The sequence below is a fragment of the Flavobacterium gossypii genome (genome assembly GCF_014138495.1).
Classification (GTDB): domain Bacteria; phylum Bacteroidota; class Bacteroidia; order Flavobacteriales; family Flavobacteriaceae; genus Flavobacterium; species Flavobacterium endophyticum.
Genome location: NZ_JACJIS010000001.1, coordinates 2,043,105 through 2,069,017, shown reverse-complemented (window position 1 = coordinate 2,069,017; position 25,913 = coordinate 2,043,105). Strand labels below are relative to the sequence as shown.

The following is a 25,913-nucleotide window of genomic DNA, read 5'->3' as shown; positions in this document are numbered from 1 at the left end:
AGTCGGGATTTTTTATTTCTATATGTTTGATTCTTAGAATCCGAAATCAAGTCTGTTGTCTTCGATATCTGCTTTCTCTTTTAAAGCAGGAACGATTCTTCCAGCTGCAGCAGCGCTTTGTGCTTTAAGTCTTGCTGTATAAGTATCGAAGTTTTTAATAGCTGGTGCTTTTGCAACACTTTTGGTTTTCAATTTGAAAACTCCAGATCTACCTTCGATCAATTCAGATACTTTGTTAGGAGCCGTTGCGAATGCAGTACCTACAACTCTTGGCTCAGATCCGAATCCCATAAGGTTTGGACTTTGCAAAGTAAGGTCTGTTGCAGAAGCTACAGCAACTTTAGCAGCTTTAGCAGCTTCTTCTAACGTAGCGCCTTTCATGATTGCTTTTATCTTTTCAGTCTTTTTCTCATTTTTCAAGATTGGCTCAACCATTGGTTTCGCATCAGAGATTGGCATCAATCCTTCTTTATTGACTTTCTTAAGTTTTACGATCAAGTTTCCGTTTGGAATGTTGAATCTTTTCACATCACCTTCAGAAGTTTTTTTCTCGTAAGCCCATCTTACTACTTGTCTTTGGTTTGTAAAGCTTCCAAAGTTTTCATCAAGTGCTTTTACGTTTGCTGATGGCATTACAGTCAATCCAAGAGATTTAGCTACTGTAGCGAAATCTTTTTCAGAAGCTTCCATTTCAAACTTGGTTGCTTTTCTGAATATATCATCGCTAGTTGTTTCAGATGGTTCGATTCTTTGCGCAATAGTTGCCAAACGAATAGCATCTTGCTTATCGATTACTTTAATAATGTGGTAACCGAATTCTGTTTCAACAAGACCCACTTTTCCAATAGGGCTGTTGAATACGAAATCGTTGAAAGGTTTTACCATTTGTCCAGGAGTCATATCATATTCTCCTCTAGTTTGAGCAGATCCTGGATCATCAGAGTTTCCAGCAACTAAAGATTCTAAAACAGCTGGATTCGCTTGAACTTGTTTGAAAAGGTCATCGGCTTTCGCTTTAGCTTCTTCTTTAGTTCTAGTGATAGCAGGATTTGGAGCTTTGCTTCCAGCATAGCTAATCAAGATATGGCTTGCTTTTGCGCTTGCTCCAGCTTTTTTACCTAATGACTTGCTTATAGCATAATATCCGTTAAAGATATAAGGTCCGAAAACCTCGCCTGTCTGCAAGTTGTATAGTTGCTCTGCATATTGAGCTGGAAGATTTTTCTTAGTTACATAAGTAGAGTCAAACTTAACATCCGAATTTGCATCCACAAACTCTTGGTTGTTCGTTACTTCTCTGAAACCTTTAACGGTATCATTTTTTCCAGTCGCTTCATTGAAGACTACTCTAGGAGATAATAACTCAGTAATATTTTTCTTTACTTCTTCTTCATCTTCTTTAGAAGGCTTGTCTTCAATTACGACAAATTGCAATTCGCGTGTTTCATCAGCTTTGAATTTCTTCTCGTTTTTTCTCATGTAAGCTACAATCTCGTCATCAGAAACTGGAACTTCACTGTCTTTTATGTTTGAAAAAGGAAAAGCAACATAGTCAAAAGTAACTTTGTCAGATTCCATTTCATATTGCAATTTTCCTTCAGCCTCAGTAGCTACCAAACCAGCTCTTAGCATTGTGCTGTAGATTTGATATTTTGCAGAAAGAGCCGCTTGCGTTTCTCTTTGCTGTAATTGAGGAGCTAGTTCTGGATTGGCTTGGAAAAATTCTTTGAACTTTTGATAATCAAATTGGCCAGCAGCATTTTGGAATTGAGGATTCTGACCAATATCTTGGCTTTGTTTAAGAATATCAAGGATTTGGTTCTCACCTACTCTGATTCCTAATTTCTCAAATTGCTCTGTAAGCAAAGCTATAGAAACTTCTTGTTCCCATACGTTGTTTGCTGCTTGAGAAGCCGTGATTCCTTGACCGCCTTTTTCAACTGCATCGACTTTACTTCTAAAATCTTCAAATGAAATATCTTCTCCGTTGATACTTCCAACGTATTTTGAAGTTTGCTTGAAACCACCGCTATTGATAAGGTCGCCTACAACAAATGCTAATAAGCAAAAACCAATAACAAATATAAGAAGCAATGATCGTTGTCTAATTTTTGATAAAACTGCCATTTTTTTATTGTTAATTTTTAAATTCAGAGGGCGAAAATACAATTATCTATTTAATAATAAAAGGAGTAAACCTATATTTTCTGATAAAGATGAAGTTTTTTTTGAATGTGATGTGGAAGATTCGCAAAAAGCCTAGAAAATAAGGAAACTACTGTTGCCTGTTTTTATTTTGGTCTTCATATTTCTTTGCAAATCTTCTGCGAAAGAAAAACATGAAAAGCGCGATTGCGGCAAAGAAAAAACTAAGCCAAGGACTTCTTTCTGTAGAATTTAACTGCATAAAGCCATCTACTGCGAAAAGAACAGCAGCAACTAGATAGAAATACTGTATGTATTTAAGATATAACATTATAATGTAATTTGAAATTTAGAATTCATCTGCTTGTCCTTCTCCAAAGAAGACCTGCCCATTTATATCTTTAAAATCACGGCTGGCATCGAATCCTTTGGTATAAAATTCATTTCCAGGACCTAAAGTAAGCTTGCATTTTTTTTCTGTAAAAAACCACTCCCTTTTCTGATCATAATAGAGCTGGGTGGTTTCGAGTATTTTGCCGTCTTCGGAAGTAATTTTCACATTTCCTTGCAGGTCGATAATATCGGTACCCTTATAAGTAATGGCATAATCAGAAGATACGAAGCTCTTTTTTTGATTGTTGTCGTAAAGCGTGACGTCAATTCCTTTAGGAAATTCTGTATACGGAAAAGAGGCATTGGAGAAATCAAGCATTTTAGGGCTAACCAAAATAGCTTTTATTTTTCCAGAATCTGTATATTTCAGGTTTACGGTATCTGCTTCTCCTATAGGTGCAAAAGTGGAAACATTGATTTTCTGGACATCCTTGAAATTGCTTTCGCATGAAAACAGGATCCCAAAAACTGCAATAAAAATAGCATTGAGCAATATCTTTTTCGTAGAAATCATATTATAATTTTGGGATGCTCACTGTTTCGCCAATCCAGCATTTAAAGGATATCTGTTCTCCCGATTTTCTTTTTGCTTGGGAAATTTCCTCTTTTGACGGTGCTTTTTTAGTGTAGTTTGCAGCAAGATCGTCGGCAGATTTTTTCAAGATCGGCTCTACTGCCCCTGCTTTTTTAGCTGTTTCGGCAGCAAGCCAGTAAAGCGCCTTGCTTTCGAATGCATTATCGCCTACGCATTCTTTCATGCTATTGGCATATAACTGAGAAATAAAAATATACGATTTCCCGAATGCAGGTTTTACTTCTAAAGCTTTTTTGGCAAATTCTCTTGCTTTTACTTTATCGCCATAACCATACGTCGTGGCTACCAGATAATACAACTCCGCTTTTTTATTGATGTCGGTCTGCAATTCTGCCGATTTAGTAAAATGTTCGATGGTCTGAGGCTTATTTTTTGCGTTTCTGGAAATGATTCCCATGTTGTAAGCTGCTTTAGCCGACGGGCTCAACGCGTATAGTTTTTCAGAAACCTTAATATAGAAATCCGACTTGCATTTTTTAGCATCCAGTCTATCGGAAACTCTTTCGAGCCACAAAGCATTTTCAGCATTTTTGTCGAAATTCTTTTGGTAAAAAGACACTAGGATTTCGCAGTTTGCTAGCTTATCAGTTCTTGCACTCAAGTTTTCCATAACTAGAGTCAATTCATTGGCGCTTACTTTGGCATTCTGCAAGTTGCTTTGTTCTTGAGAGGTCAATTTTTCCGTCTGTGCTTTTAACGACAGATTCTCTTTTACCAAACTTGATTTTTTCAATTCGGATTGTGCCTTTTCTGAAATCTCGTCTAATTTCTCCAAAACCTGCTCTAAGGTAAGCTCTATTTCTTTTTTCTGGTATTGCGAAACAAGCAATTCAGAATAGATATTCAGTACGTTTGGATTGGTAAATTCAGAATTATCCATCTTGAAAGCCTTATCCAAAAAGGCGAAAATCTCTTTTGAGCTTCCCGTCTTATTATCGTAAAGCAGAAGGGCTTTACTGATTCTATTTCCTTTTTTATTGTTTGGAAAAGCCTTGTCGTGTTCATCATAAACACTCATAAGGTCCGAAATCATCGGATTTTTCTCTTCAGCAGTATTTGCCTGATCGATTTTCTGGTTAAGAATCTTTTCTCCTATCAGATAAACCGATTCGCTTTCGGTTGGGCATTGCTGCTTTAATTCCTTCCAGCGGCTGTATAGTGTCTGGTCATGACTGTTTGACTGAACAAATTCTTCAAATGCAACAATCTTGTTTTTGCATTCTGAATTCTGTGCTATTGCCGCAAAACTGAAACCCAGTAGTGCAAAAACAAAGGCAAAAGACCTATTACTGCTTGAGATTTTTTTATTCATACTTTCTTTTTACAAACCATCTATCATTCAGAGATAAGCTTACAAATATGTTGGCATATGTTTCTTTAATAAGGCCTGCATGAGTTGTTCCTCTTCTGCCGTATTCAAATCCAACATTAAGGTTTGAGATTGATCCGCCAACTGGCAGCCCAAGTCCCATTGTCATTCCGTAATCTTTGATCGAAGTATCGCCTACGACCAATCCTGTATTTTCATATCGAAGACCTGCTCTATAAGTAACTCTTTTCCAATAGCTGGTAAAAGAATCATAGTCTGGGATGAAATAACCACCGATGCTGAATTTCTTAGCATCTTCATAACTAACGTTCGTTATGTCGTTATAGCGGTTTCCGAATTTACTGCTTTCTTGAAGCGTAACTTCTGCTCCAACAAACCAGTTCGTCTTTTTCCCAAAACCAGCGCCAAAGGCAAGCTTGCTTGGTAATTTCAGATCCGAATCCGCAACAACAATATCTTTTTCTTCTACTACAATTTCTGAGCCTCCAGTACCGGCCAACGTAGCAATTTTTCTTTCATTCTCTGACTTAAGATTGCCTTGCGGGCTATATGTCACACTAGAAACAAAATCGTATTTCTTGATTTTTGTCGCAAATACCAATCCGGCATTCATACTAAAGCCACTTAAATCAGACGTATTCATTTCACGAGTTCCGTATTGAACATTCTGAGAAAGAAGGCTTTTGGTTTCTATATTTCCGAAATTATAGCTAAAATCAACTCCAAGGCTAAATTTAGATGTCAATTGATATCCGGCTCCTAAAAAAACTTTATTCAATCCTCCTTTTCCGCTGTATGCCCTGTTCGGACCGTCTTCTTGATCTGAAAATGAGTTTATTTTATATCCAACAGAAGTATAAGGCATCAATCCGAATCCGAAACCTAATTTCCCTGTAGGAAATGCCACTGCCAAATAATCAATCGTTGTTCTTTGAGTATCTCCTTTTGCACTGCTCGTTCTAAGATTCGTCATATTATGACTTCCACCCACCGTAAAACTAGTCAATTTTAAGGAAGCAAACGTGGCAGGATTCTGAAGATTCATGTGAATACTGTCAGGCAAAATCCCTAAGCCTCCCATCGACCTATTTTCGGTTGTACCTTTAAACCTTGCATCTCCAATTCCATAAAATGAATACGGCGATGCTGATCCTTCTTGTGCTACAGAGGCTAACGAAAAAAGTAAACTAAGGCTTACTATAATTTTTTTAATCATTTTTGATTTTGTATTGAAATAAATGGCTCAAGCTCTCTAAAAGAAAATTTGAATTGGCAAATATGGTATTTTTTAATCGTTTAGCCAAAAAAACTGCGTCACCGCCCGTTAAAATTATCGTAAATTTTGAATAATACTGTTTATAGTCATTTATAAAGCCGTCAATTTCATTAACCGCCCCATTTACAACTCCAGAGTGGATAGATTCGCTAGTCGAATTCCCTATAATATTTTTAGGGCTTCCTAGCTCTAATAACGGCAGTTTTGCCGTAAAATTATGTAATGCCTCATACCTTAAGCGCAGTCCTGGCGAAATTGCTCCTCCAAGATAATTATCTTCTTGATCAACGAAATCATAGGTTATGCAAGTACCCGCATCGATGATCAGTCGATGCTGTTTGGGAAACTGCAATACAGCTCCTGATGCCAAAACCATCCTATCGATTCCAAGAGTTTTAGGCGTTTCGTACAAATTTGTGAAAGGAAAATGATTCTCATGAGAAATAAAATGAATTTTTACTCTTTCGTCAAAGCTAGAAAAATCGTTTTTTTCGAGATCTCCGACAGAAGCAACAGCCAAATCGGCCACTTTTGGAAATTCTTTTAAAATATTTTCAATATTTTTTTTAAAATCTTTTTTGAGAAAAACGAAATGTCCCAAAAGAGTATTGTTCTCAAAGACAGCACCTTTAATTCGAGTATTCCCAACATCAATTGCTAAAAGCATATCTATTTATTTGTTTTGGCGAAGTTACGAATTGATTTTTTTTAAAATTTGTTTTGGATAAATTAAAAATCGTTCTATATTTGCACCCGCATTAGCAAAGGTACCTTAGCTCAGTTGGTAGAGCAATGGACTGAAAATCCATGTGTCCCTGGTTCGATTCCTGGAGGTACCACAACAACCCTTGATTCATACGATTCAAGGGTTTTTTGTTTTTAAAAGTTTGCGCAATAACTTCTTTTCGACAGCAGTCCCTAGAAAAACTTTATAAATTCTTCCTATTAAAATGCACAGTTTAGGTCGATTCTGAATCAAGCAAATCAAAATTCAGAACACAGAAAGAATGTTTCAGAACATTTTTAGCTAAAGGCTTCTTGAAACTCCTACATTTGATCTTACACAAAACAACCCCATTCTTATGAAAATAAGAATTATATTGTATCTTATTTTAGTAAAAGGTGAGAATTTATTTTAGTTTTTTTCTGTTTTTTCTACATTTTTTTTGTTTTGGTCAAGATTCCTTTCAAGCTTTGAAAAAGGATCTCGAGCAAAGAATGTTGTATTCAGATTTCAAAACTGCTTTGGACCTCATCAACAAAAACAGGGGGCGCTATACTGATAGTGAAAAAGCTGATTTAGATGTAATGAAGACCAAGATTCTTACTGAGTTTGGACTTTATGATGAAGCTTTCAAGCTATCTCAAAATCTTATTTCTAATCCTAAACTTACGGCGGAACAAAAACTGAAAATCCATGTGGAAAGGGCACTTATTTTTGAGATTAATGATGATGCCAAATCCTGCCTGCAAGAATTGGAAAAAGCGGCGAACATTTTTCTGGCCCAGCCTGAACTTAAGCTAAAAAACTACACTAATTTCTTGATTCGGAAATCTTCGTATTACAGAGTCAACGGTTTTTCTAAAAAAGCTTACGATTTGGCAAATGAAGCAAAAGAATATGCGGAATCTGTAAACGATCAAGTGAATATGCCTGTGGTAGAGTTAATTTTAGGACTTGGAAACAGAAAGACTAATCTGCAAAAAGAGCTCCAACATTACCAGCGTGCGCTTTATCTGTACAAAAATCTAAATCACAATGAAGCCATTATATCGATGTATCATAATTTGAGTTTTTTCTATTTCTCGGAGAAAGACTACAGAATGTCCAATACTTATATCGATTCTGCACTCGCTATGGCATCGAAATCGAATGTCTTGAATTATAAGGCCGATATTTTCCAGATGAAAAGCGACATTATGGAAAAACAAAATAAGTCGGATTCTGCTTTATATTATTACAAAACAGCATCAGAAATTTACAAGGAATTCAATAATGAACAGCGAGACCTGAAAGTAAAAGAACTCGGATTGCAATATAATTTTGAAAAAGAACGGTCTGAAAAAAAACAACTGCAAAAAAACATCAGCAACACCCGAAGATTCACTATCAGCTTGCTTATACTACTTTTTGGGCTACTTTTCTTCCTTTGGATGCAAAACAAATACCGGAAAAAAATAGAAAATCAGAGGAAGAAAATTACCCAAAAGAATGAGGCATTACAGAAAAATCTGGAAGAAAAACAATTTCTTGTACAAGAACTCAATCATCGCGTAAAAAACAACCTCGCCGTGATTCTCAGTCTTATAGGATTTCAGAAAGATCAAGCCGACAACGAAGATTATAAAAAACGATTTGACGAACTTTATCAGCGTATCAAAACCATTACGATTGCTCACGAGCTGTATTCGTACAATGTCAATCACAATGACGATTCGTATATCGAGATCAAAAGATATACCCGCAAAATTTTTGAAACCCATTTTTCAAGCGGTAATCGTAACTTTAGTTATGACATAGACATGAATGATATTCAACTAAAAGTAGATAAAACATTACCTTTAGGATTAATTATCAACGAATTGATTACCAATTCGATCAAACACGCAAAGCCAGAATCTGACCTGCTTTCACTTTTTTTCAAACTGAAAAAAACAGAAAAAGGCGAAATTGTGATGGATTACAATGACAACGGAACAGAATTTAGTTTTGATATTAAAAATGATTCGCTTGGAATTTTTATTATCGAAGGTATGGTAAAACAACTAAAAGGTAGCTATACTAGGGAAAAAGCGAATTACAAAATCGTATTTCCAAATGACTGAGCATAAAAGCAGGATATTGATTGTAGAGGACGAAGTTTTAATTGCTTTTTCGCTAAAGAAAATGCTGGATCCTTTTTTCTCAGCTGAGATTGCCAACGATTATGAAGAAGCGCGGATCCTGTTATCTCACAAATTATTCGATCTCGTCTTAATTGATATTTCTCTTTCGGGAGAAAAAACAGGTCTTGATCTGGCCAATTTCATTAATACTACCCTATCGCTTCCTTTTATTTTTACAACCGCATTGACAGATCCCAGCACTTTGGAGAAAGTGACAAACCTGAAGCCTGCAGCTTATCTTTCCAAGCCTGTAGAAAGTGTCAACTTAATTACAGCCATCAATCTGGCATTGGCCAATCAGGATGCGATTATTAAAATTGAAATCGGGAAGCAGATCTACTATTTTCAGTCGAAAGATTTCCTTTTTGCGCAAGCCGACCATATCTATGTGGAAATATATTTGAAATCAGGCAAAGACCAAGTTTTGAGAACAACCCTGTCGTATCTGGAAAATGTCTTTCCTCCCAAATATTTCAAAAGAATCAACAGAAGCGTTGCCGTGAACCCATATCATGTTTCAAAGGTCATAAATGATAAATTGTTTATTGAGGACAAGGTTTTCAAAATCTCCAAAAATTTCTGATTTAGTTTCAGAACAAAAAGAAGGGGTTTCAGAACATTTTTTCAAGTGATTGTATTGGTTGGGTCTAAATTTAGACTCGAAAACAACACAATACATTATGAAAAATACAGATTCTTTAACATTTGGGGCTATTTCTTTTAAAGCTTCTCACAACTCCTATCAGCGCAATGAAACCATTTCTGAGCAATTGGATTTTGACCCAACTGCGCCTTACCAAAGCGGCTGTATGGCCATAGAACTTGATATCATCAGACAATCCAAAGATTATAAGGATGGAGAAATCACTAGTGGGTATTTTAAAGTATCTCATACGTTAGGAGCATCGGCCGCTTCCCATCTTGACGAATGGCTAGGTTATATATTTGGCTGGCACAATAGCAACCCAAATCATTTGCCGATTGTAGTGTATATAGATATAAAAAGCGAAAAAGACGGCTATTTGCATTTTGGAGATCGAATTGACCAGTATTTGACTAAATATTTTGACAAATCGATTATCTATACGCCGGGAATGTTGTATGCATCTCAACCAAAAACGGAAAGCGACACCTATAACGACCTGTGTTCGTTTGTGGTTGAGAAAGGCTGGCCGCAGATTGACCAAATGCGTGGAAAAGTTATCTTCTGTTTAACTGGCAATCCCGATTGGAAAAGGGAGTATGCTGATGCTGCCGATCTGCTCACCAAAAGACTTTGTTTTAGTGATAATGGCTCGGAAGAAGAAAATCCCCCTGAAAAAGGCAATCGGGTATTTTTCAACTTCGATACTAAAAAGAAAGACAAGTGGCAGGATATAGTCAAAAAATACAGTAAGAAAAACTTAATTACCCGAGTATACGAAGTAAACGATGCAGACCTTTGGGAAAAAGCGCTGAATTCTACTTTTAGTGCCATTGCAACAAATAAAATCCGAAACAACAAATGGGCATACGTGAGCAATGAAGGTCAGCCTTACGTTAAAAAAATGATTGATTTGCCACCGTTGCCTCCCTCCGAATTTAAGTCGATGAAGAATATTGCCAACAATGAGTACAGAACCGATCATGCGACAAAAATGACAAAAAATTACGACAGCTCAACTTGCAAGTTCGAATTTGAAAGCCTATATGACGGACCTACTATTTTTGCCATTAAAAACACCAAAAACAAAAAGTATTTCTCTGATCATATTACCACTATGCAGAGTGAAGTCAAGAGCATTAACCAAAAATGGAAATTGATTAAAATTGAAGGTAAGGAAAACCAATACTATATTCAGAATCTTGGTAATCTTAAATATATGACCAAGAGAGCCTCTCAATTATCAGAAAATAATGGCAGTAATGAAATTTACGAATTAGTACCGAGATAATCTGCTTTCCATTTAAATTAAAACAGGCCAAAATTCAAATTCTTTATCATGAAAAAACACTACACTTCTATTTTAATAATGCTATTTTTTATCTTTTTTTCAGATAGCCTATATGCACAACAACCTTACTATACACTACCGGCTACTGGTAATGGAAACTTTAATGTGGGAAACGTTATAGTTTCTGTTACTCGACAAGGAGATGCCAGTACCTTTACTTGTTTTGGAAATCCTTTGCCCTACTTTCAAGGAATTCGTAATAACGGTAAAGTCAGTTATACTTTCAACAAACCTATTGCTGGTGTCAAAATTTACGGTTTTGTTTCTACTGCCGTCAACAATATAATTTCGGTTTCTGTAAATGGAAGTCCTTATGCATTGCAAAATTCCAATTTCTCTGCTTATTCAGGAATGTGTGCCTGGGGTTCAGGAGCAATATCGGGAGGCAAGCTCATCAATGGAGATGGGGTACTGACTATTATTCAGCCTGGTATTACTTCTATCGAAGTAACTAATACAGGAGGACTTCCGGGTGGCGAGTGGATATTCAATACTGACATTTTGCCTCTAGTTACCACAGCTAACGCTCCCTGTTTAGGAAGTGCATTAAACTTGGCATCCGATTTCGGAGGACTCACGAGCGGGGTCACTTACAATTGGACGGGGCCGAATGGATTTACTTCAACGCTTCAAAACCCAAGTATCAACAATGCTTCTACTGTTAATGCAGGTACGTATACCGTAACCGCAAGTAATGGTACGATAACCGCTTCTCAAACACAAGAGGTTTATGTCAATCCAATACCGACAGTAAATAATGTTAGTAATCAGACTGTATGTAACAGCAGTATGACTAATGCTGTAAATTTTAGTAGCAATACTATAGGAGTGTTATGTGGCTCAGTACTCGAAGGAGGCACCCTAAACCTAAAAGCTCCTCCAGGTTCTACATTCACCAATGTATTGTTTGCTAGTTATGGAAATCCGACAGGAAGCTGTGGCAGTTTTGCTTTAGGATCTTGCCATTCGTCAAGCAGCATTAGCGTCGTATCTGCAATTGCTTTGGGGCAGAATTCTTTTCGTCTTAACGCTACGAATGACAATTTTGGAGATCCTTGTTCCGGCACTCCGAAAAACCTAAAAGTTCAATTGAATTACAGCACTCCGGTTACGTATTCCTGGACAAACAATCAACCTTCAATTGGACTTGCTTCATCCGGAACAGGAAATATTCCTTCTTTTACGGCAACCAATACAACCAATGCACCTATTACGGCTACTATAACGGTTACTCCTAGGTATAACAATTTAGGCACTACTTGTTCAGGAGCGCCTATTACGTTTACAATTACGGTAAATCCTTCTCCTAGAATTTCGACCCAGCCTTTGTCAAAAACAATCTGTGCAGGAGCCAACACCACCTTTTCTGCAACAGTTAACAATGCTACAGCTTATCAATGGCAAGTGAATACCGGTTCTGGCTTTACAAATTTGTCTAACACACCTCCTTATTCTGGAACGACAACAGCAACTTTAACCGTTACCGGAGTGACAGCGACCATGAATGGCTATTTGTATCGACTAACTGCAACAGGAAATTGCTCTCCTTCTACGACATCAAACAATGCTACTTTAACGGTTCCGACTATAAGCTGTACTTTGATTGTAGGTAATGTGACTTGCAATGGAGCATCTACTGGAAGCATAAACCTGACACCATCCGGAGGAACTTCTCCTTACGCCTTCGATTGGGGCGGTGGTATTACTACAGAGGACAGGACAGGTCTTGCCGCCGGAAGTTATACCGTAACCATAACAGATGCTAATGGATGTACTGGTATTGTTTCAGCATCTATTGCAGAACCGACTGCCTTATCTGCTGCTGCTGCGTCACAAAACAATGTAAATTGTAATGGCCATGCCACAGGATCTGCTACGGTAAACGTTACTGGCGGAACTGGCTCCTATTCGTATTCTTGGGATACTACTCCAGTACAAACGACTAGCACAGCGACTGGATTGGCAGCCGGAACTTACGTAGTGACTGTAAGAGATTCCAACAATTGCAGCACGACCCGATCGTTTACAATTACCGAAGAAGCTCCGATAATCGCTCCGACAGGAGACCCAGTCCAAAGTTTTAATGCTGGTGATGATCTGAGCGTTTTAGTCATTAATGGCCAAAACATTAAATGGTATGCTACAGCCGAAACAGCTGCCAATCATACTGATGAATTGCCAATCAATACTGTATTAATAAATGATACGGTATATTATGCCACACAAACAATCAGCAATTGCGAAGCTTCAGCCTCTTTAGCTGTTAGAGCTTTTAATCCTGCTTTGGCTATTGGCGAAAATGTGAAATACAATTTCATATTGTATCCCAACCCAACAAAAGATATTTTGAATTTAATTTCAGAAACTGTTATTGAGAAGGTTATTATATATGATATGAACGGAAGAAAAATAATGGAACAGCGACTCAACGGAGATACTAAAATTGATGTACATTCTTTAGCAAAAGGAGCTTATCTGACTCAGGTTTTTGCAGAAAATAAATTTGAAACCCTTTTATTTATTAAAGATTGACAACCTTAATTTTTTGATTTTTCAAAATCCTAATAAAACTTCTACCACCTATACTTCACCATTTCCAAAAAACTGGAAATATCGTGAAAAGCCTAAGTATTAAGATTACTTAGGCTTTTCTTATAAGTAATAAATCCCTAATTATTGAAACATTATACATTCAATAATTCTTAAACAAATGTTAAATATTGTTTTTAGTTAGGATTCCTTACTAAATTTGTACTGCGATTTTGCAATTAATATTTAAAACAACAACATGAAAAATTTAGCACTCCTACTCATCACTTTATTTAGCTATTATACAGCTAGCGCATGCGACAAATGTGTCAATTACAATAACGAAGATTTTAAAATCAAATCGGCCTCTGTCAAACACGATAAAAAACTGGGCGTAACGATTTGGGAAATAAAAGTGGCTGGCCAAGCTGGCGCTACAACTCCTAAAAAAGCTGGACAGCTGAATGGAGCTCCCGTTCTAGGATATGTTTTTCCTACAACATTAAAGCCTACCGATGTTGGATTCAACAAAACAGAAGGCATCGTAGCTTTGGCATTAACATCACATCCTGATTTTGACGACACTCCTATTTGGGACGAAAACGCAGACGGTATATTCGACAATGACGGTATTATCTGGCATCCGCATTGGGTAATTCTCACAGAAGATAAAAGAGTCCCAGGTGGCTTGTCTGTAAAAGAATTTAAGAAAGAGGACAAGTCGGTTATCCTGCCAAAAACGGCCCCTAATATGCCAATGTATATGGACAGCCCTGGATTTAATGTAGTTACAGAAGGAAATTCTATTAAAGTAATTGTTCCAGATTACCGCATAAACAACCAAACTAATTTTAAATTTGATGCTGTAGCCTGTTTTATGGAAGTAAATACTAGCGGAAACAGCGCTCATACAGAAACTGGAGAGAAACCTATGTTAGGCGTTTATAAAGTATATGCTGTAGCCAGCGGAAATTTGTCATTGCCTTACAACGTAAAATAATAACTCTAAAGACACACTTATGAAAGTAGCTGTTTGGGACACTTATGTCACTAAAAAAGACGGAAGCATTATGCATTTTGACATCTTGGCTCCGGATGAAATTTCAGATTTAGAAACCATATACGATTTTGGAAAAAAGTATCTGAAATCAAAAAACGAGGAAGATTCAACATTGACCTCTAAAGAATGTAACTTTTGTCATATCGAAAAGGCAACGGAAGAAATCGTCACCAGTATCGAACAAAAAGGGTATTTTATAATCGAAATGGAAGGTTGCTAGCCAATCAGCAAACGGTTTATTAAGTTTCACATCTAAAATATTGGGTGTGAAACTTTAACGATTTAAGAATCCTAAAAATTTACAGAAGAGAATATAGCTAGCTAAAAATGGTTATTTTTGGCAAGAGACGACAGCAAGAACAGGTAACATGCTTTAAAATTTATATTATGTCGGTTTTTAACCTTACTACGCAAAACGAAAATCTTGACAACAAAATAGTTGCAGGCCTTGAACGGCTGTCGCAAGTTTTTAAGGTATTGTTATGGGAAAAAGCCAAGGAACATTCACTAAGCCCGATTCAGATTCAGCTGCTCATTTTCATTCACAATCATACGCAGGAAAAATCAACAGTAAGTTATTTGGCAAAAGAATTTAACGTCACCAAGCCAACGATAAGCGATGCCGTCCGAATTCTGGAAGTAAAGAATATGATTGAAAAATCAGTCGATTTGAATGATTCACGAAGCTATACAATCCTACTTACTCAATTCGGAAAGAGAATCGTTGTCGAAACGGAAGACTTTCCAAACCCAGTCACTAAAATCATTTCCCAAACCAGCGAATCAGACAAAGAAATTATCTGGAAAAGCATTTCAGATCTTATTATCGGGCTGAATAAATCACACATTATTGATATCCAGAGGACTTGCTATAACTGCAAGTTTTATTCTCAAGTTGGTTCTGAACATTTTTGCGATTTGCTCGTAATGAAATTAGAAGCCAGAGACATTCGTATCGACTGTCCTGAGTTTCAGGATAAATCCATGGCTTACTAGCCTCAAAAACCAATCTTTTATATCGTGTCAATGGTTGTTATTACAGCCGTTGCAACAACTTCATCCGATGCAAAAATTTATCCTTTTTGCATTTATTTTACTTTTTTACTGCAACCTTTTCAGATTTTTCGCTCTTATCATAAAATTAAAGTATATTAACTCAATTTATTTTTTATTATGAAAAAGATTTTACTTACCCTGATGGTATTTACTGGCTTATTACAAATTTCCTGCAGTGAGGATTTAGTGGATACTGATACTCCGACTAACAACTCTGTAGATGTTTATGTTGCTGGCCAGAAAAACAGCCAGGCTTGTTATTGGAAAAACAACCAACTTGTATTGCTAGATTCTGGAGGAATCACGGCTCCAACAGCAAACAAAATTATAGTAGCAAACAATGACGTGTATGTCTTAGGAATCGGTGTTGGAACAACTACAACTGAAACTTTCCCTATGTTTTGGAAAAATGGCGTGCTAACCAATTTAAAAACCAGCCTAAGCACTGATGGAGAGGAAGTCATGGCTATAACTGATTTTGAAGTAGCTGGAAATGATGTTTATTTTGTAGGCTACACCAAAAGAAGGATAATCACTTTTGAAGATTATAGCCTTGCATATTGGAAAAATGGCGTCAAGACGGTAGTTCGTGATTATGGTGCTTACGTTCAGAACTATCCTAAAATAAAAGCAGTAAACAATACTGTTTATATAGCTGCTTCCAATACTGGCGCTTTAACCTTAAATGGTTATTATACAAACAATGTTTTTACAGAAATCCCATTTGCTACACTAACTGGCTTAGCTAAAAATAATAACGAAGTATATGCCTACGGAACTGCAAACAGTGGTGGCTATTATAAAAACATAACTACTGGTACAGAAACTTCTTTTCCAGCTGTCGCTGCAATTTCATCTATGTTTTTTGAGAATAACAACGTGTATCTTACTGATGTTGCTAGCATCTATAAAAACGGCGTATTACATGATGCAGGACAACCTCAATTGGGCGGAATTATGGATTTTAAAATTCTAAATAACAACACTTACAAAATCACTCAGGTAGGGATTGATAGCTATATTAGCTACCTGACCATAAACGGAGTCGAGGCAGCTGAACTTCCAGATTCCCAAGGTACATTCTTATCGCTTTTTGTAGTTCAAAACTAAACCATGAATAGCATCAACTGGAATGATATTTATACAAAGACATCCCCAAAACTCTTGGGGATTTGTCGCAGATATATAAAGGATGTTGCCACAGCCGAGGATATCGTCCAAGATTCTTTTATTGTAGCAATCCAAAAAGAAGACACTTTAAAGGATAAAAGTGCCTTACAAGGTTGGTTGAGCAGAATTGTCATAAACATGGCCATCCATCATTTGAAAGAGGTAAAAAAAATAAACTTTTCAACGCATCAAGATTATGAAATTGTTGATTCAACTACTATTATGAATACCCTAGAAATAGATAACAAAAGTGTACTCCTCTCTGCCGATTTAGAAAGAAATGACATATTAGAGGCCATAGATCATTTGCCTGAACATCATAAATCTGTTTTTAACATGTATGTGGTTGATCAATTTTCACATAGCGAAATTGGCAAAATACTTCATATCTCGACTGGCACTTCAAAATCGCATTTATCCAGGGCTAGAAAAACAATCCAGCTTTTTCTATTGGAAAGAATAAAAGAAAAACCAGTTGATGAGAAAAAGAAACGTCGTATTGCTTTCTTGCTCTTTTTAGGTTTTGAAAACCAAATGTTCGCTAATTTTTATAAAAAACAATTTCAAGATTTTGAAATAAAACCTTTAAAAGCTTTCGAATTAACTCCAAAAAAGACAGCAATTCCAAATCAATTTATAGGCTTGGCTAAAATAGCTTCAGCGTCAAAAATCATAACGATAAGCATCTGTTTGGTATGTGCAATAGGTGTTGCTTTTTATGCCTATGATTTTAATCTAAAAAAGGTGGTGCAAAAAAAAGAACATCAATTGAATGTTGAGACTACAGATAGTATGTCTAAAAATCAACTTGTTATAAGCCCTGAAAATGTTGTAATAAATGAAAAAACTGCGATAGAATCCAAAAAAACAAAAACCATTTTCACACAAGAAAAAGCAACACTTTCAAAGAATAATTCTCAAAAAATGCCAGAAGAATCCACTCATGTTTCTCCCAAAGATTCTGCAAAAAATGAATCTCAAAAAGTAGTGATCATCAAAAAACAAATTATAAAAAAAGATACCATTTATGTTTCAGAATAAATTCCTATTTCTTTTTTTAACCATAACTTCTTTTGCTTTTTCTCAAGAAAAAAAAGTCGATACAATTTTTGTCTATGAGGAAATTATCATACACGATACAATTTTTATCGAAAAGCCGGTAATTAAAATAGATAAAGCAATTTTTACTTCGGAAGACAATAAAAAAGACAAATTAGAACTGACTCAAAACGGAAAAAAAATCCAAATTCCTATTGACACTCTTGTTCTTATCACCAATAAAAGAAATATTAAAAAAGAAGAAAAACAAACCTGGTTTTTTGGAGGCAAATTGCATCTTGGTCTGTCCAGCAACAGTTTGTTTAAAAAGATGGATGCTTCGAATGCCATCGGATTTGGCTTAGGAATTTGGACACGAAAAGAACTTTTCAATTCTAATTTTTCTGTAGGAATTGGAGTCGATGCGTTGTATTGGGCAAGTCCGTTTTCGTTTGACGCATTACAAAAGGACAGCGATCTCAATGGTTATTATTTTACAAACAACAAGCCTAAATTATTTCAGTCTATTGAAAACAAACATTTTCAGTTTCAAGTTCCAATTCAATTCTACTACAAAATAAATAAGTTTATGCCTTCCATAGGTGGGTTTTTCAGTGCAAGCAACTATAAATCCTACTTTTTAGGATCGTCTAAAGAACTGCCTTCTACTCTAAATGAAACACAAACATTTAAAGCCGAAGCCTTACAGATAGGCTATTTAGCCGAAGTGCAGTATTCTCTTTCAAGACATCTTTCTGTTGCGGTGCATTTTAGTTCTGGAAAAGCAAACAATTTGGTTTTCACTAATAAGCAGGATGAGAATGAATCTTTCAAGACTAAAAATGATTTTTCGGAGAAAAGATTTGTATTGCAACTGGTTTATAGTTTATAATTAACAGTTTATAGTTGAAAGTAGATAGTTGATAGTTAGCTCCTCAAAACAGGCATGAACAAATCATAATTTTCTTATAATAAATCCTTCTTAGTTTCCGAGCCTCCATTTTTATAGGTATATTTAAATGAAATACTAAAAGAAATTCTATGGTTTGGTGGAAAAAAGTAGTGATCGGAATTGGATGCTTGCTCGTTTTAACCCTTGTCTTGAACATAGGCCTAAACTATTGGATCAGGAAGCAACTTCCTGTCATCATTAACGAAAACAATAATTCTCCTTATCAGATTACTTACAAAACGCTAGAAGTTGCTTTGTGGGACGGAAACGCAGTTGCTAAAGACATTACTGTTGTACCCAAATCATCTTTGCAGAAAAAAGACGTAAAGTCTGGAATTTACGCTACCATCCAAAGTATTAAAGTAGAAGGAATCAGCGCTTGGTCAATCGTTTTTGGCAAAAGGATTGTAGCTGATAAAATCGTCATAAACAAGCCCGAAATTATTCTTTTTAAAGATAACGACAAGGCTTTAAACGATCCTAAGAGCATTCGCGATAAGGTCATTGCTCCTTTTAAAAATACGATTTCCGTATCCGACATTTATCTTTTTAATTCCGGCCTGCAGATTATTTCTACAGTCAACAATAAAGCTTCGTTGATTGTACACAATCTTTCTATGCAGCTTGACGGCATCACTTTGGACGACACAACGCTAAAAGAAAAAATTCCTTTCAGTTATAAAAATTTTGAAATTGACTGTGACAGTATTTATTATCGAGCCAGCGAATTCTATCATTTGACTGCTAAAAAAATACATACCGACAAATCGGACTTGAAAATAGCCGATTTCAGCATGATACCGGAATACAACCGCCCGGAATTCGTTAGAAAGATTCCGAAAGAAAAAGATATTTTTACCGTAAATGCACAAGAAATAAGCATCAACAATATGGATTGGGGATTTAAGAACAACGTTTTTTATTTCAATTCGACCAACATCTTCTTAGAAAAGGTTTTTGCCAGCATCTACCGTCCGAAAATGCCGCCTGATGATCTTTCAAAAAAGCCTCTGTATAATAAATTGCTCCGTGAAATCAAATTCCCGCTGCATGTCGATACGCTTGCGATTCGGGAATCAACGTTGGAATATGAGGAAGAAAAAACGTTTGAAAAAGGAGCAGGATTGCTCTCTTTCAACAAATTCAATATGTTTGTAACCGACATCAACAGCGGCTATAATCAGAAAAAGCTTCCTGACGTAAAAATCACCATTAATTGCAAATTCATGAACGTCTCGCCTATGAAAGTAAACTGGCGCTTTAATGTATTGGATAAATCTGACGGATTTAACATCAAAGGTAGTATTTTCCAGTTTCCTGCACATAAACTGAGGCCTTTTACAAAACCGTATATGAATGTAGCGGTTGAAGGCAAGCTCAATGAAGTCTATTTCAATTTTACGGGGAACGACGTGAAATCCAAAGGAGATTTTGCTATCAAATACGATGATATAAAAGTTACGGTTTATCAGAAAAAAAATCCGCAGAAGAAAAACAAATTCCTTTCTGCGGTTGGTAATCTTTTTGTGAAAAACGACTCTAATGAAAAAATCGTCGAGACAGAAGTTGAAGTAGAACGAATTCAAGAAAAATCTTTCTACAATTTTTTCTGGAGAAATATTGGCGAAGGCTTGAAAAAGACCTTGCTATAATTTATTGCTGATTTGGCTTCGTTTCTTGGATTTCTTCTCCGGTTTTGCTAAATACTTTGATTTTTGGATTATCCTGTGTTCCTGTCACAACTACTGGTATTCCGATTAATCCAAATGGAGGCAATCCGACACGTATTTTAAGGTTCAACTTGCCATCAAAACTGGTTTCTCCTTGAAGGCGCAGCCTGAAAAGCGCGACCTTCATCTTGGTCTGCTCGATTCTGATTATATTATTTTTGATAGTCGATTTGATATCTACCTGGCTCAAATCTGGGTTGTCAATACTCTCAAAATCGGTCTTGCTACTCAATTGGTTAAAAAGCCTCAATCCATTGACTTTGACTTTGCTGAGCGAAACAACACCTTTTCCAACCAATGTTGGATAAATTGGCTTCATTTCTTCATTTAATTGGCCTTTCACGGTATAATCTAGCGAAATAATACCTTCTGCCTTTTCGGCGGCTGTAGCCAATTTCCTGAACATCTCGATTTCATTATAGGCTTTTTTGACATTGAAGTTTTTAGCCACAAAATGCACATCAAAATCAGCTTGTTTCATATTGTGGTCATCATAAAAACCATTGATTCCTACCCTGCAGCCTATAATCTCGAAACCAATTTTCTGGAAAAGCAGTTTGCCTTTGTTCAGGGCTGTGCTTCCCGTAACATTATCTAAAACCAGCCCGTCGTATTCTAATTTTTTCACATTGGCCAATAACGAAACATTTAAATTTTCCGGCAAAAGGATCACTCCAGATGCTTCCGCTGTTTTTGTATTTTTTTCAGCATCAGATATTGATACTTTTTCGGTTTTGGCAGATTCCTGGGCCATGAATTCGTCCGCTGCAATAAAAGCAGAATTCACTTCGAAATTGCCTTTCAATACAGCATTTTTCTCAAGGACAAAATTAATTACGTTATCCAATCGGCCTTTCATAGCAAAATCTGATTTGCCATAATTAGCGCTGAACTTGTCAAAATTCATCTTGTCTTGGTGAAACGTAAACAGTCCTTCTTTAATAAAAAATGGCTTCGGAAATAATTCTGACGTTGCTTTTATGTCTCTTAGCAACAAGCTTCCTTTATTGTTTAGCTTGCTATATTGTCCTGTCGTAGCATAGCTTTGTTTTCCTTTCAGTGACAGATTTGCTTTTGCATAGCCTCTCACATCTAAACCTTCTTGCCTAAAGACTTTATAAATCTTGGCAATATCAAGTTCTCCTTTTGCCACGATATCATAGCTGACATCATCAAAATCAGACAAGATCGCTTTTACATAAATTGGATTCTGTTCAAAAACAAAGGACGCAGGTGTTACATTTACTTTTAAGTCTTTGTATTTGCCTGTCGGGTTTTTAACCGAGGCGATAAATTTGATGTCGGTAATCGGATTTGGATAATATTCCGTTTTCAAGAAACCCTCCTGAAGATTGATCGTTCCGTCCGTGACCGGAAACAGTTTTTTCTCGCTGTTGTATTCTCCTTTTGAATTGATGTCGGCCAAAAGTTTTCCTTTCAATTCTATATTGCTTATTCCTAAAGCATTGATTGCTTTGGAGAGGTCTAATTTTGATTTCAAGTTAGCAGACAAATCAATATTCTTTATGCCTTTCGATTTTATCTTGGCGCTTAAATAATCATCGCCTATATTAAAATGCAGCGTATCGAGACTTACTTCGAGTTTTTCCGTCTCTAACGAAGGTAATTTTGTGTAAAACTTTAAAGCGATATTAGACGTTTCAAATGGCGCATCTTTATACGCTATATTTCCTTCCCTGATATTCATTCCAAATGCTAGGTCGGGCTTGCGATTCAGCGAGGCGTTATAATTTCCTTTGAAAGTCAGCAACAGGTCTGTTCTGCCTTTTACTTTTGTCTTTTCAAGCCAGGTCACGTATTTTGGAGGCAAAGCTGTAAAAAGATCATTCAGCCTGCTGTTCGTCGACTCAATCTTTATGTCGATGTCATAGCCGTCTTTAAGGAAATTCATCTTTCCTATAAAGCTTATCGGCAGCTTATTGATGAGCAGGTCGTTCTGCTGAAAAACAAAAGACAGGGAATTCGTATTGATTTTGGTAACCAGATCGGCATCAATCTTTTTGTTTTCTAGATATTTTTCTCCATCAAAAGCAAAATCCAAGGATTCTATTTTTGCTTCTGTGTAGAGGTCGAAAATCGATTTGTCGAGATTACCCTTACCGAGATAATTAAACCCTCTGGCTTCTAGATTTATCTTTGCAGAAATATCCTCGTATTTCAGCAATACGTTGTGAATATCGATTCTTTCCAAGCGTATCGAAGTTCCTGTAGTATCTTTTGAAACTTCTTTGTTATCAGAAATATATACATTGTAATTGGCCTGTCCTTTTTCGTTTACTTTTACATTGATAAGGCCTTTAGAAACATAAATTTCGTCAATATTGACAATACCATCAAAAATCAGGTTTTTCAGATTTATACCAAAAGACACATCTTTGGCGGCAACCAGGGTATCATTTTTATAGGGAGCAGAACCTTTAAGCGAAAAATCATCCAAGGTAACTGTAAGAGAAGGAAAATGTTTAAAAAAAGATAGGTTGGATTCTGAGAAACTCAATTCTCCATCCAGTTTTTTATTGGCGAAAGCTTTCACTTGTTCGGCAATCCTTCCAGGGAAAAGCAACGGCAAAAGAAACATCAGCAAGAGAATGCTTGCGATAGTTATACCCGTTATCTTGAGAACTTTAATCCCAATTTTTTTAAATGACATTTTCATACTACAAAAGTAATGGGATGAAAGTTTATTTCCTAACAAGAATTTTCTGCATCTAAATAAAAAAATGCCTTTCCAATTTCTCGAAAAGGCATTTTTAAAAACCTAACTTTAAAACTAACTCAAAAAATTATTGTTTCATCAGTTTCAGCGTAGCTTCTCTGTCTTGAGCGTCTACTACTTTAACGATGTACATTCCTTGATTCAGATTTTCAATTGAATACTGATATTCTTTATTGAAATCTCCTTTAAACTCTTTAATTAATTGTCCAGCAATCGAATAAATCGACACTTGTTTGGTCTCGATACTGATGCTAAAAAGTCCTCTCGACGGATTTGGATATAGCGCTACAGCTTTTGTATTGAAATTAGTTCTTTCCAACAAGGCCTGTTTGTTTCCAAAAATCCTGAACCCGTCAATCTCGATTGGAATAGCCATATTTACATCGGTCACCGTTATCGGCGTACCGTCCATCAAATTGTACCATGTTCCTGCATAAGGAAATCCTGCAGTAGCATTATATGCTGTATTTGTAGCATTGGTCAGGACAAAAACATAGCTCAAATTCTCTGTTTGCGAAGTGCTTGTCCAAATATCAAGTCTTGGTCTTCCGGTCTGAGAAAAGTTCCAAGCATGCGTTCCGTTTTCAAAAACATTTTCATTCTTTTTGAAAGCGATCATTTTTGCCCAATCGTCATATACTTTTTTTCTGGCTACATCAGCAAGCCAATTGCTTGTCCATTGAGGCTGTGGTTTTGTATCTAGCTTGCAATCGCCAGCCGTTGCGTCAGAAGGCGTATTTACCGTTCCATTATTGCATGTAAAGATAGAGCTGTTGTAGCCCAAGTCTCCAAAATGATAGATCATCTTAGGTCCAGGCACTAGCAAATGAAGAGCGCCCATTGCAGACAATCTTGTCAATATTTTTGGCAAGTTTCCGTTAGTCTGACCTGATTCTGTAAGTGCTTTATACACTACTCTTTCTTCGTCATGGCTTTCGGCATAACCGATAAATCTGTCAGTAGCATCTGCAACACCGGCAAGATTTGTACTGTTTCCTTTTAAGAAATTGGCATATGGGTCGGTCATTTTTCTCCATTGCATGATTCCTTTGGAAATTCCGTCAGCATCGCCTGTTTTTCTATAATTGGCCCATTCTACTTCTTCGTTGTAAGAGCCACCAGTTCCTAAATGTTCAAAGATTACATAGAAATTTGGGTCGATAGCCCATTGCAGATCTGCATAGTATTTCAATTTTGCAACACGGTCTGCTTGGTAATTATTGGTACACGCATCTTGAGCGGAAGCACTTCCAGTGTACGGACAATTTTGCGTAAATCCTTTGGTCAAATCCCAGCGGAAACCATCTATTTTGAAATCGTTGATCCAATGCTGTATTGTTCTTTGGACATAATAGCTTGTAAGATTGTTTGGCTCGTTAAAATGATCCAAGTCTCTTCCTACGCTGTACGAATGCATCGCGTTTTGATTGCAATATGGATTTTCAGGTGTAACTCCATTTGCCCAGCCGTCGTTGTCTGTATCGAGCATCCACATTCTTTCTAGTGGTGAACGTCCATATACGTGATTAAGAGCAACGTCAAAAATTACGGCAATACCGTTTTGGTGGCATAGGTCGATAAATTCTTTCAGCTTTGCTTCGGTTCCATATCTTTTATCCAAAGCCAGATGATAAACTGTATTATAACCCCAGCTTTCATTGCCTTCAAATTCCATAACCGGCATGAGCTGGATTGCGTTTATCTTTAGGTTCTTAAAATAATCAATCTTGTCGATTAGGTTTTGGTAGGTTCTGTTAGCATCAAAGTCTCTTACCAAAACTTCATAGATTACTAAGTCCTTTTTGCTTGGTTTCACAAAATTAGTTGTCGCTGGACTCCAATTGTAATTATAGAATGCTGTTGGTCCGGTTTGAAGAACGGTAACTTCTCTTTCTTGGCCGGCAGGATATATCGGCAAGTTTGGGTAAACGCCCAAAGTAGCTATTTCTGGATCATCAAACGGACTCAAGACCAATGTAGAAAACGGATCTGCCGTCTTTACCAAAGCAGGTGAATTCGCAGGAAGATCAGTCTGATCGCAAACCCAATATTGATAAGTATATGCTGTTCCAGAAGTCAGTCCTGTTACTTCAAGCCAAAATTTTCCGGATGCTGGGTCTTTTTTCATGGCATAAGTTCCAGAAGGTTGCCAGTTATTAAAACTTCCCGCTACATATACGAAATCTTTGTTTGGAGCATTTAAAACCAGCGTAGCCTTTGTCGGATCTGCAGAATTATAATTGACTCCGTCGTTCATTCCCGCTGGCAGGGCTTCGCTAATGGCGCCAGGATTTACAATAACTGAAAAGTTTTTTATAATCGTAGTGCCTGTTTGGGTCACTTCCAGGGAATAGTTTTGGTTGGAAGTAATTCCTGTGTGATTAAATGAATAGCTTGCCGTGCTTGCATTTGTATTAATCGTGGCTCCGTTGGATTTCAACACATAACTGGCATTACCGCCTGTATTGGTTGCTGAAATCGTAAAATTGCTACCCGATGCAAGTATCGTACTGCTGTTTTGAACTGGGGCCGTCAAGTTGACTTGAAAAGTTCCAACTTCTACTAAAATGTCTTGGGATTTTTTATCTCCGTTGCCGTTTTTAGCTTTGATCAGAAATCCTATTCTTCCGATACCTGTCCTGTTGTAAAATGTATTCGGCACAAAAGTTATGGAATATCTATCCGTCCCAGCATTATAAGTCAGCCTATTGGCTTCGTTTGAATTATCCCAAGATCCATTCGTAGGGCAATCGGCATTATTTTGATCATTGAGATCGAAAGACCATGACCAAAGGTAAAGCGCATTGCCTGTCACTCCCCACGTTGCTTCATTGATACTGCTTCCGTTGAAGGTTAATGTAATTGATTGGTTTTCTTCAAAGGTTGTCGGAGCCACAGTATAAGTAACTGTTTGTTGCTGCGACCATGCGTAGGAAACCATCAATAGAAATAATAGCGTAATTTTTTTCATCTTATCTTAATTAAAAAAAGGCCGCCTGAAATCGGGCAGCCTTTATTTTTT

General features: G+C 36.7%; 18 protein-coding genes and 1 tRNA gene. 12 read left to right on the top strand and 7 right to left on the bottom strand.

All coding sequences use genetic code 11. The annotated features are described in order from the left end of the window. Positions 1–33 precede the first annotated feature (33 nt). From GGR22_RS09360 to GGR22_RS09340, 5 genes are all read right to left on the bottom strand, one after another. The gene (locus tag GGR22_RS09360; protein WP_182493405.1) at positions 34–2,127 is read right to left on the bottom strand and encodes a peptidylprolyl isomerase; all 2,094 of its coding nucleotides are present in this window, start codon (positions 2,125–2,127) and stop codon (positions 34–36) included. 367 nt (positions 2,128–2,494) lie between these two features. Then, positions 2,495–3,052 (bottom strand): LPS export ABC transporter periplasmic protein LptC, encoded by a 558-nt coding sequence (gene lptC, locus GGR22_RS09355; RefSeq protein WP_121376063.1) that lies wholly within the window; start codon positions 3,050–3,052, stop codon positions 2,495–2,497. Position 3,053: 1 nt separating this feature from the next. After that, positions 3,054–4,445, bottom strand: coding sequence for a hypothetical protein (locus GGR22_RS09350; protein ID WP_182493404.1), 1,392 nt, complete (start codon positions 4,443–4,445; stop codon positions 3,054–3,056). Continuing rightward, complete coding sequence (locus GGR22_RS09345; RefSeq protein ID WP_121376061.1) at positions 4,438–5,679, bottom strand: hypothetical protein; 1,242 nt, start codon at positions 5,677–5,679, stop codon at positions 4,438–4,440. Before GGR22_RS09345 ends, GGR22_RS09350 begins: the two co-directional genes overlap by 8 nt. Further along, positions 5,672–6,406 carry a type III pantothenate kinase gene (locus GGR22_RS09340; protein ID WP_182493403.1) on the bottom strand — a complete coding sequence of 245 codons (735 nt, stop codon included), beginning with the start codon at positions 6,404–6,406 and terminating at the stop codon, positions 5,672–5,674. The genes GGR22_RS09345 and GGR22_RS09340 overlap by 8 nt, the downstream gene beginning before the upstream one ends. 99 nt (positions 6,407–6,505) lie before the next feature. Here GGR22_RS09340 and GGR22_RS09335 point away from each other — a divergent pair. From GGR22_RS09335 to GGR22_RS09280, 12 genes are all read left to right on the top strand, one after another. Beyond that, positions 6,506–6,578, top strand: a tRNA-Phe gene (locus GGR22_RS09335). Between the two features lie 355 nt (positions 6,579–6,933). After that, complete coding sequence (locus tag GGR22_RS09330; RefSeq protein WP_182493402.1) at positions 6,934–8,565, top strand: sensor histidine kinase; 1,632 nt, start codon at positions 6,934–6,936, stop codon at positions 8,563–8,565. Further along, entirely contained in the window at positions 8,558–9,208 is a 651-nt protein-coding gene (locus GGR22_RS09325; protein WP_182493401.1) for a response regulator transcription factor, read from the top strand. Before GGR22_RS09330 ends, GGR22_RS09325 begins: the two co-directional genes overlap by 8 nt. Positions 9,209–9,305: 97 nt before the next feature. Next, positions 9,306–10,559, top strand: coding sequence for a Ca2+-dependent phosphoinositide-specific phospholipase C (locus GGR22_RS09320; RefSeq protein ID WP_182493400.1), 1,254 nt, complete (start codon positions 9,306–9,308; stop codon positions 10,557–10,559). A 48-nt stretch (positions 10,560–10,607) separates the two neighbouring features. Further along, entirely contained in the window at positions 10,608–13,151 is a 2,544-nt protein-coding gene (locus GGR22_RS09315) for a T9SS type A sorting domain-containing protein (protein ID WP_182493399.1), read from the top strand. A 256-nt stretch (positions 13,152–13,407) separates the two neighbouring features. Continuing rightward, complete coding sequence (locus GGR22_RS09310; protein ID WP_182493398.1) at positions 13,408–14,148, top strand: hypothetical protein; 741 nt, start codon at positions 13,408–13,410, stop codon at positions 14,146–14,148. Between the two features lie 19 nt (positions 14,149–14,167). Beyond that, positions 14,168–14,428 (top strand): DUF2024 family protein, encoded by a 261-nt coding sequence (locus tag GGR22_RS09305; RefSeq protein WP_182493397.1) that lies wholly within the window; start codon positions 14,168–14,170, stop codon positions 14,426–14,428. A 167-nt stretch (positions 14,429–14,595) separates the two neighbouring features. After that, the gene (locus tag GGR22_RS09300; protein ID WP_182493396.1) at positions 14,596–15,204 is read left to right on the top strand and encodes a MarR family winged helix-turn-helix transcriptional regulator; all 609 of its coding nucleotides are present in this window, start codon (positions 14,596–14,598) and stop codon (positions 15,202–15,204) included. A gap of 177 nt (positions 15,205–15,381) precedes the next feature. Continuing rightward, a complete protein-coding gene (locus tag GGR22_RS09295; RefSeq protein WP_182493395.1) occupies positions 15,382–16,374 on the top strand; it encodes a hypothetical protein in 993 nt (330 codons plus the stop codon). A 3-nt stretch (positions 16,375–16,377) separates the two neighbouring features. Next, complete coding sequence (locus GGR22_RS09290; protein ID WP_182493394.1) at positions 16,378–17,475, top strand: RNA polymerase sigma factor; 1,098 nt, start codon at positions 16,378–16,380, stop codon at positions 17,473–17,475. Continuing rightward, on the top strand, positions 17,462–18,364 hold the full coding sequence (locus GGR22_RS09285) for a hypothetical protein (RefSeq protein ID WP_182493393.1): 903 nt from the start codon (positions 17,462–17,464) through the stop codon (positions 18,362–18,364). The genes GGR22_RS09290 and GGR22_RS09285 overlap by 14 nt, the downstream gene beginning before the upstream one ends. Positions 18,365–18,513: 149 nt before the next feature. Next, complete coding sequence (locus GGR22_RS09280) at positions 18,514–20,076, top strand: hypothetical protein (RefSeq protein WP_182493392.1); 1,563 nt, start codon at positions 18,514–18,516, stop codon at positions 20,074–20,076. Between the two features lies 1 nt (position 20,077). Here GGR22_RS09280 and GGR22_RS09275 read toward each other — a convergent pair whose 3' ends face one another. Both GGR22_RS09275 and GGR22_RS09270 read right to left on the bottom strand, forming a co-directional pair. Further along, complete coding sequence (locus tag GGR22_RS09275) at positions 20,078–22,831, bottom strand: AsmA-like C-terminal region-containing protein (protein WP_246336933.1); 2,754 nt, start codon at positions 22,829–22,831, stop codon at positions 20,078–20,080. A gap of 127 nt (positions 22,832–22,958) precedes the next feature. Next, complete coding sequence (locus GGR22_RS09270) at positions 22,959–25,862, bottom strand: alpha-amylase family glycosyl hydrolase (RefSeq protein ID WP_182493391.1); 2,904 nt, start codon at positions 25,860–25,862, stop codon at positions 22,959–22,961. Positions 25,863–25,913 lie beyond the last annotated feature (51 nt).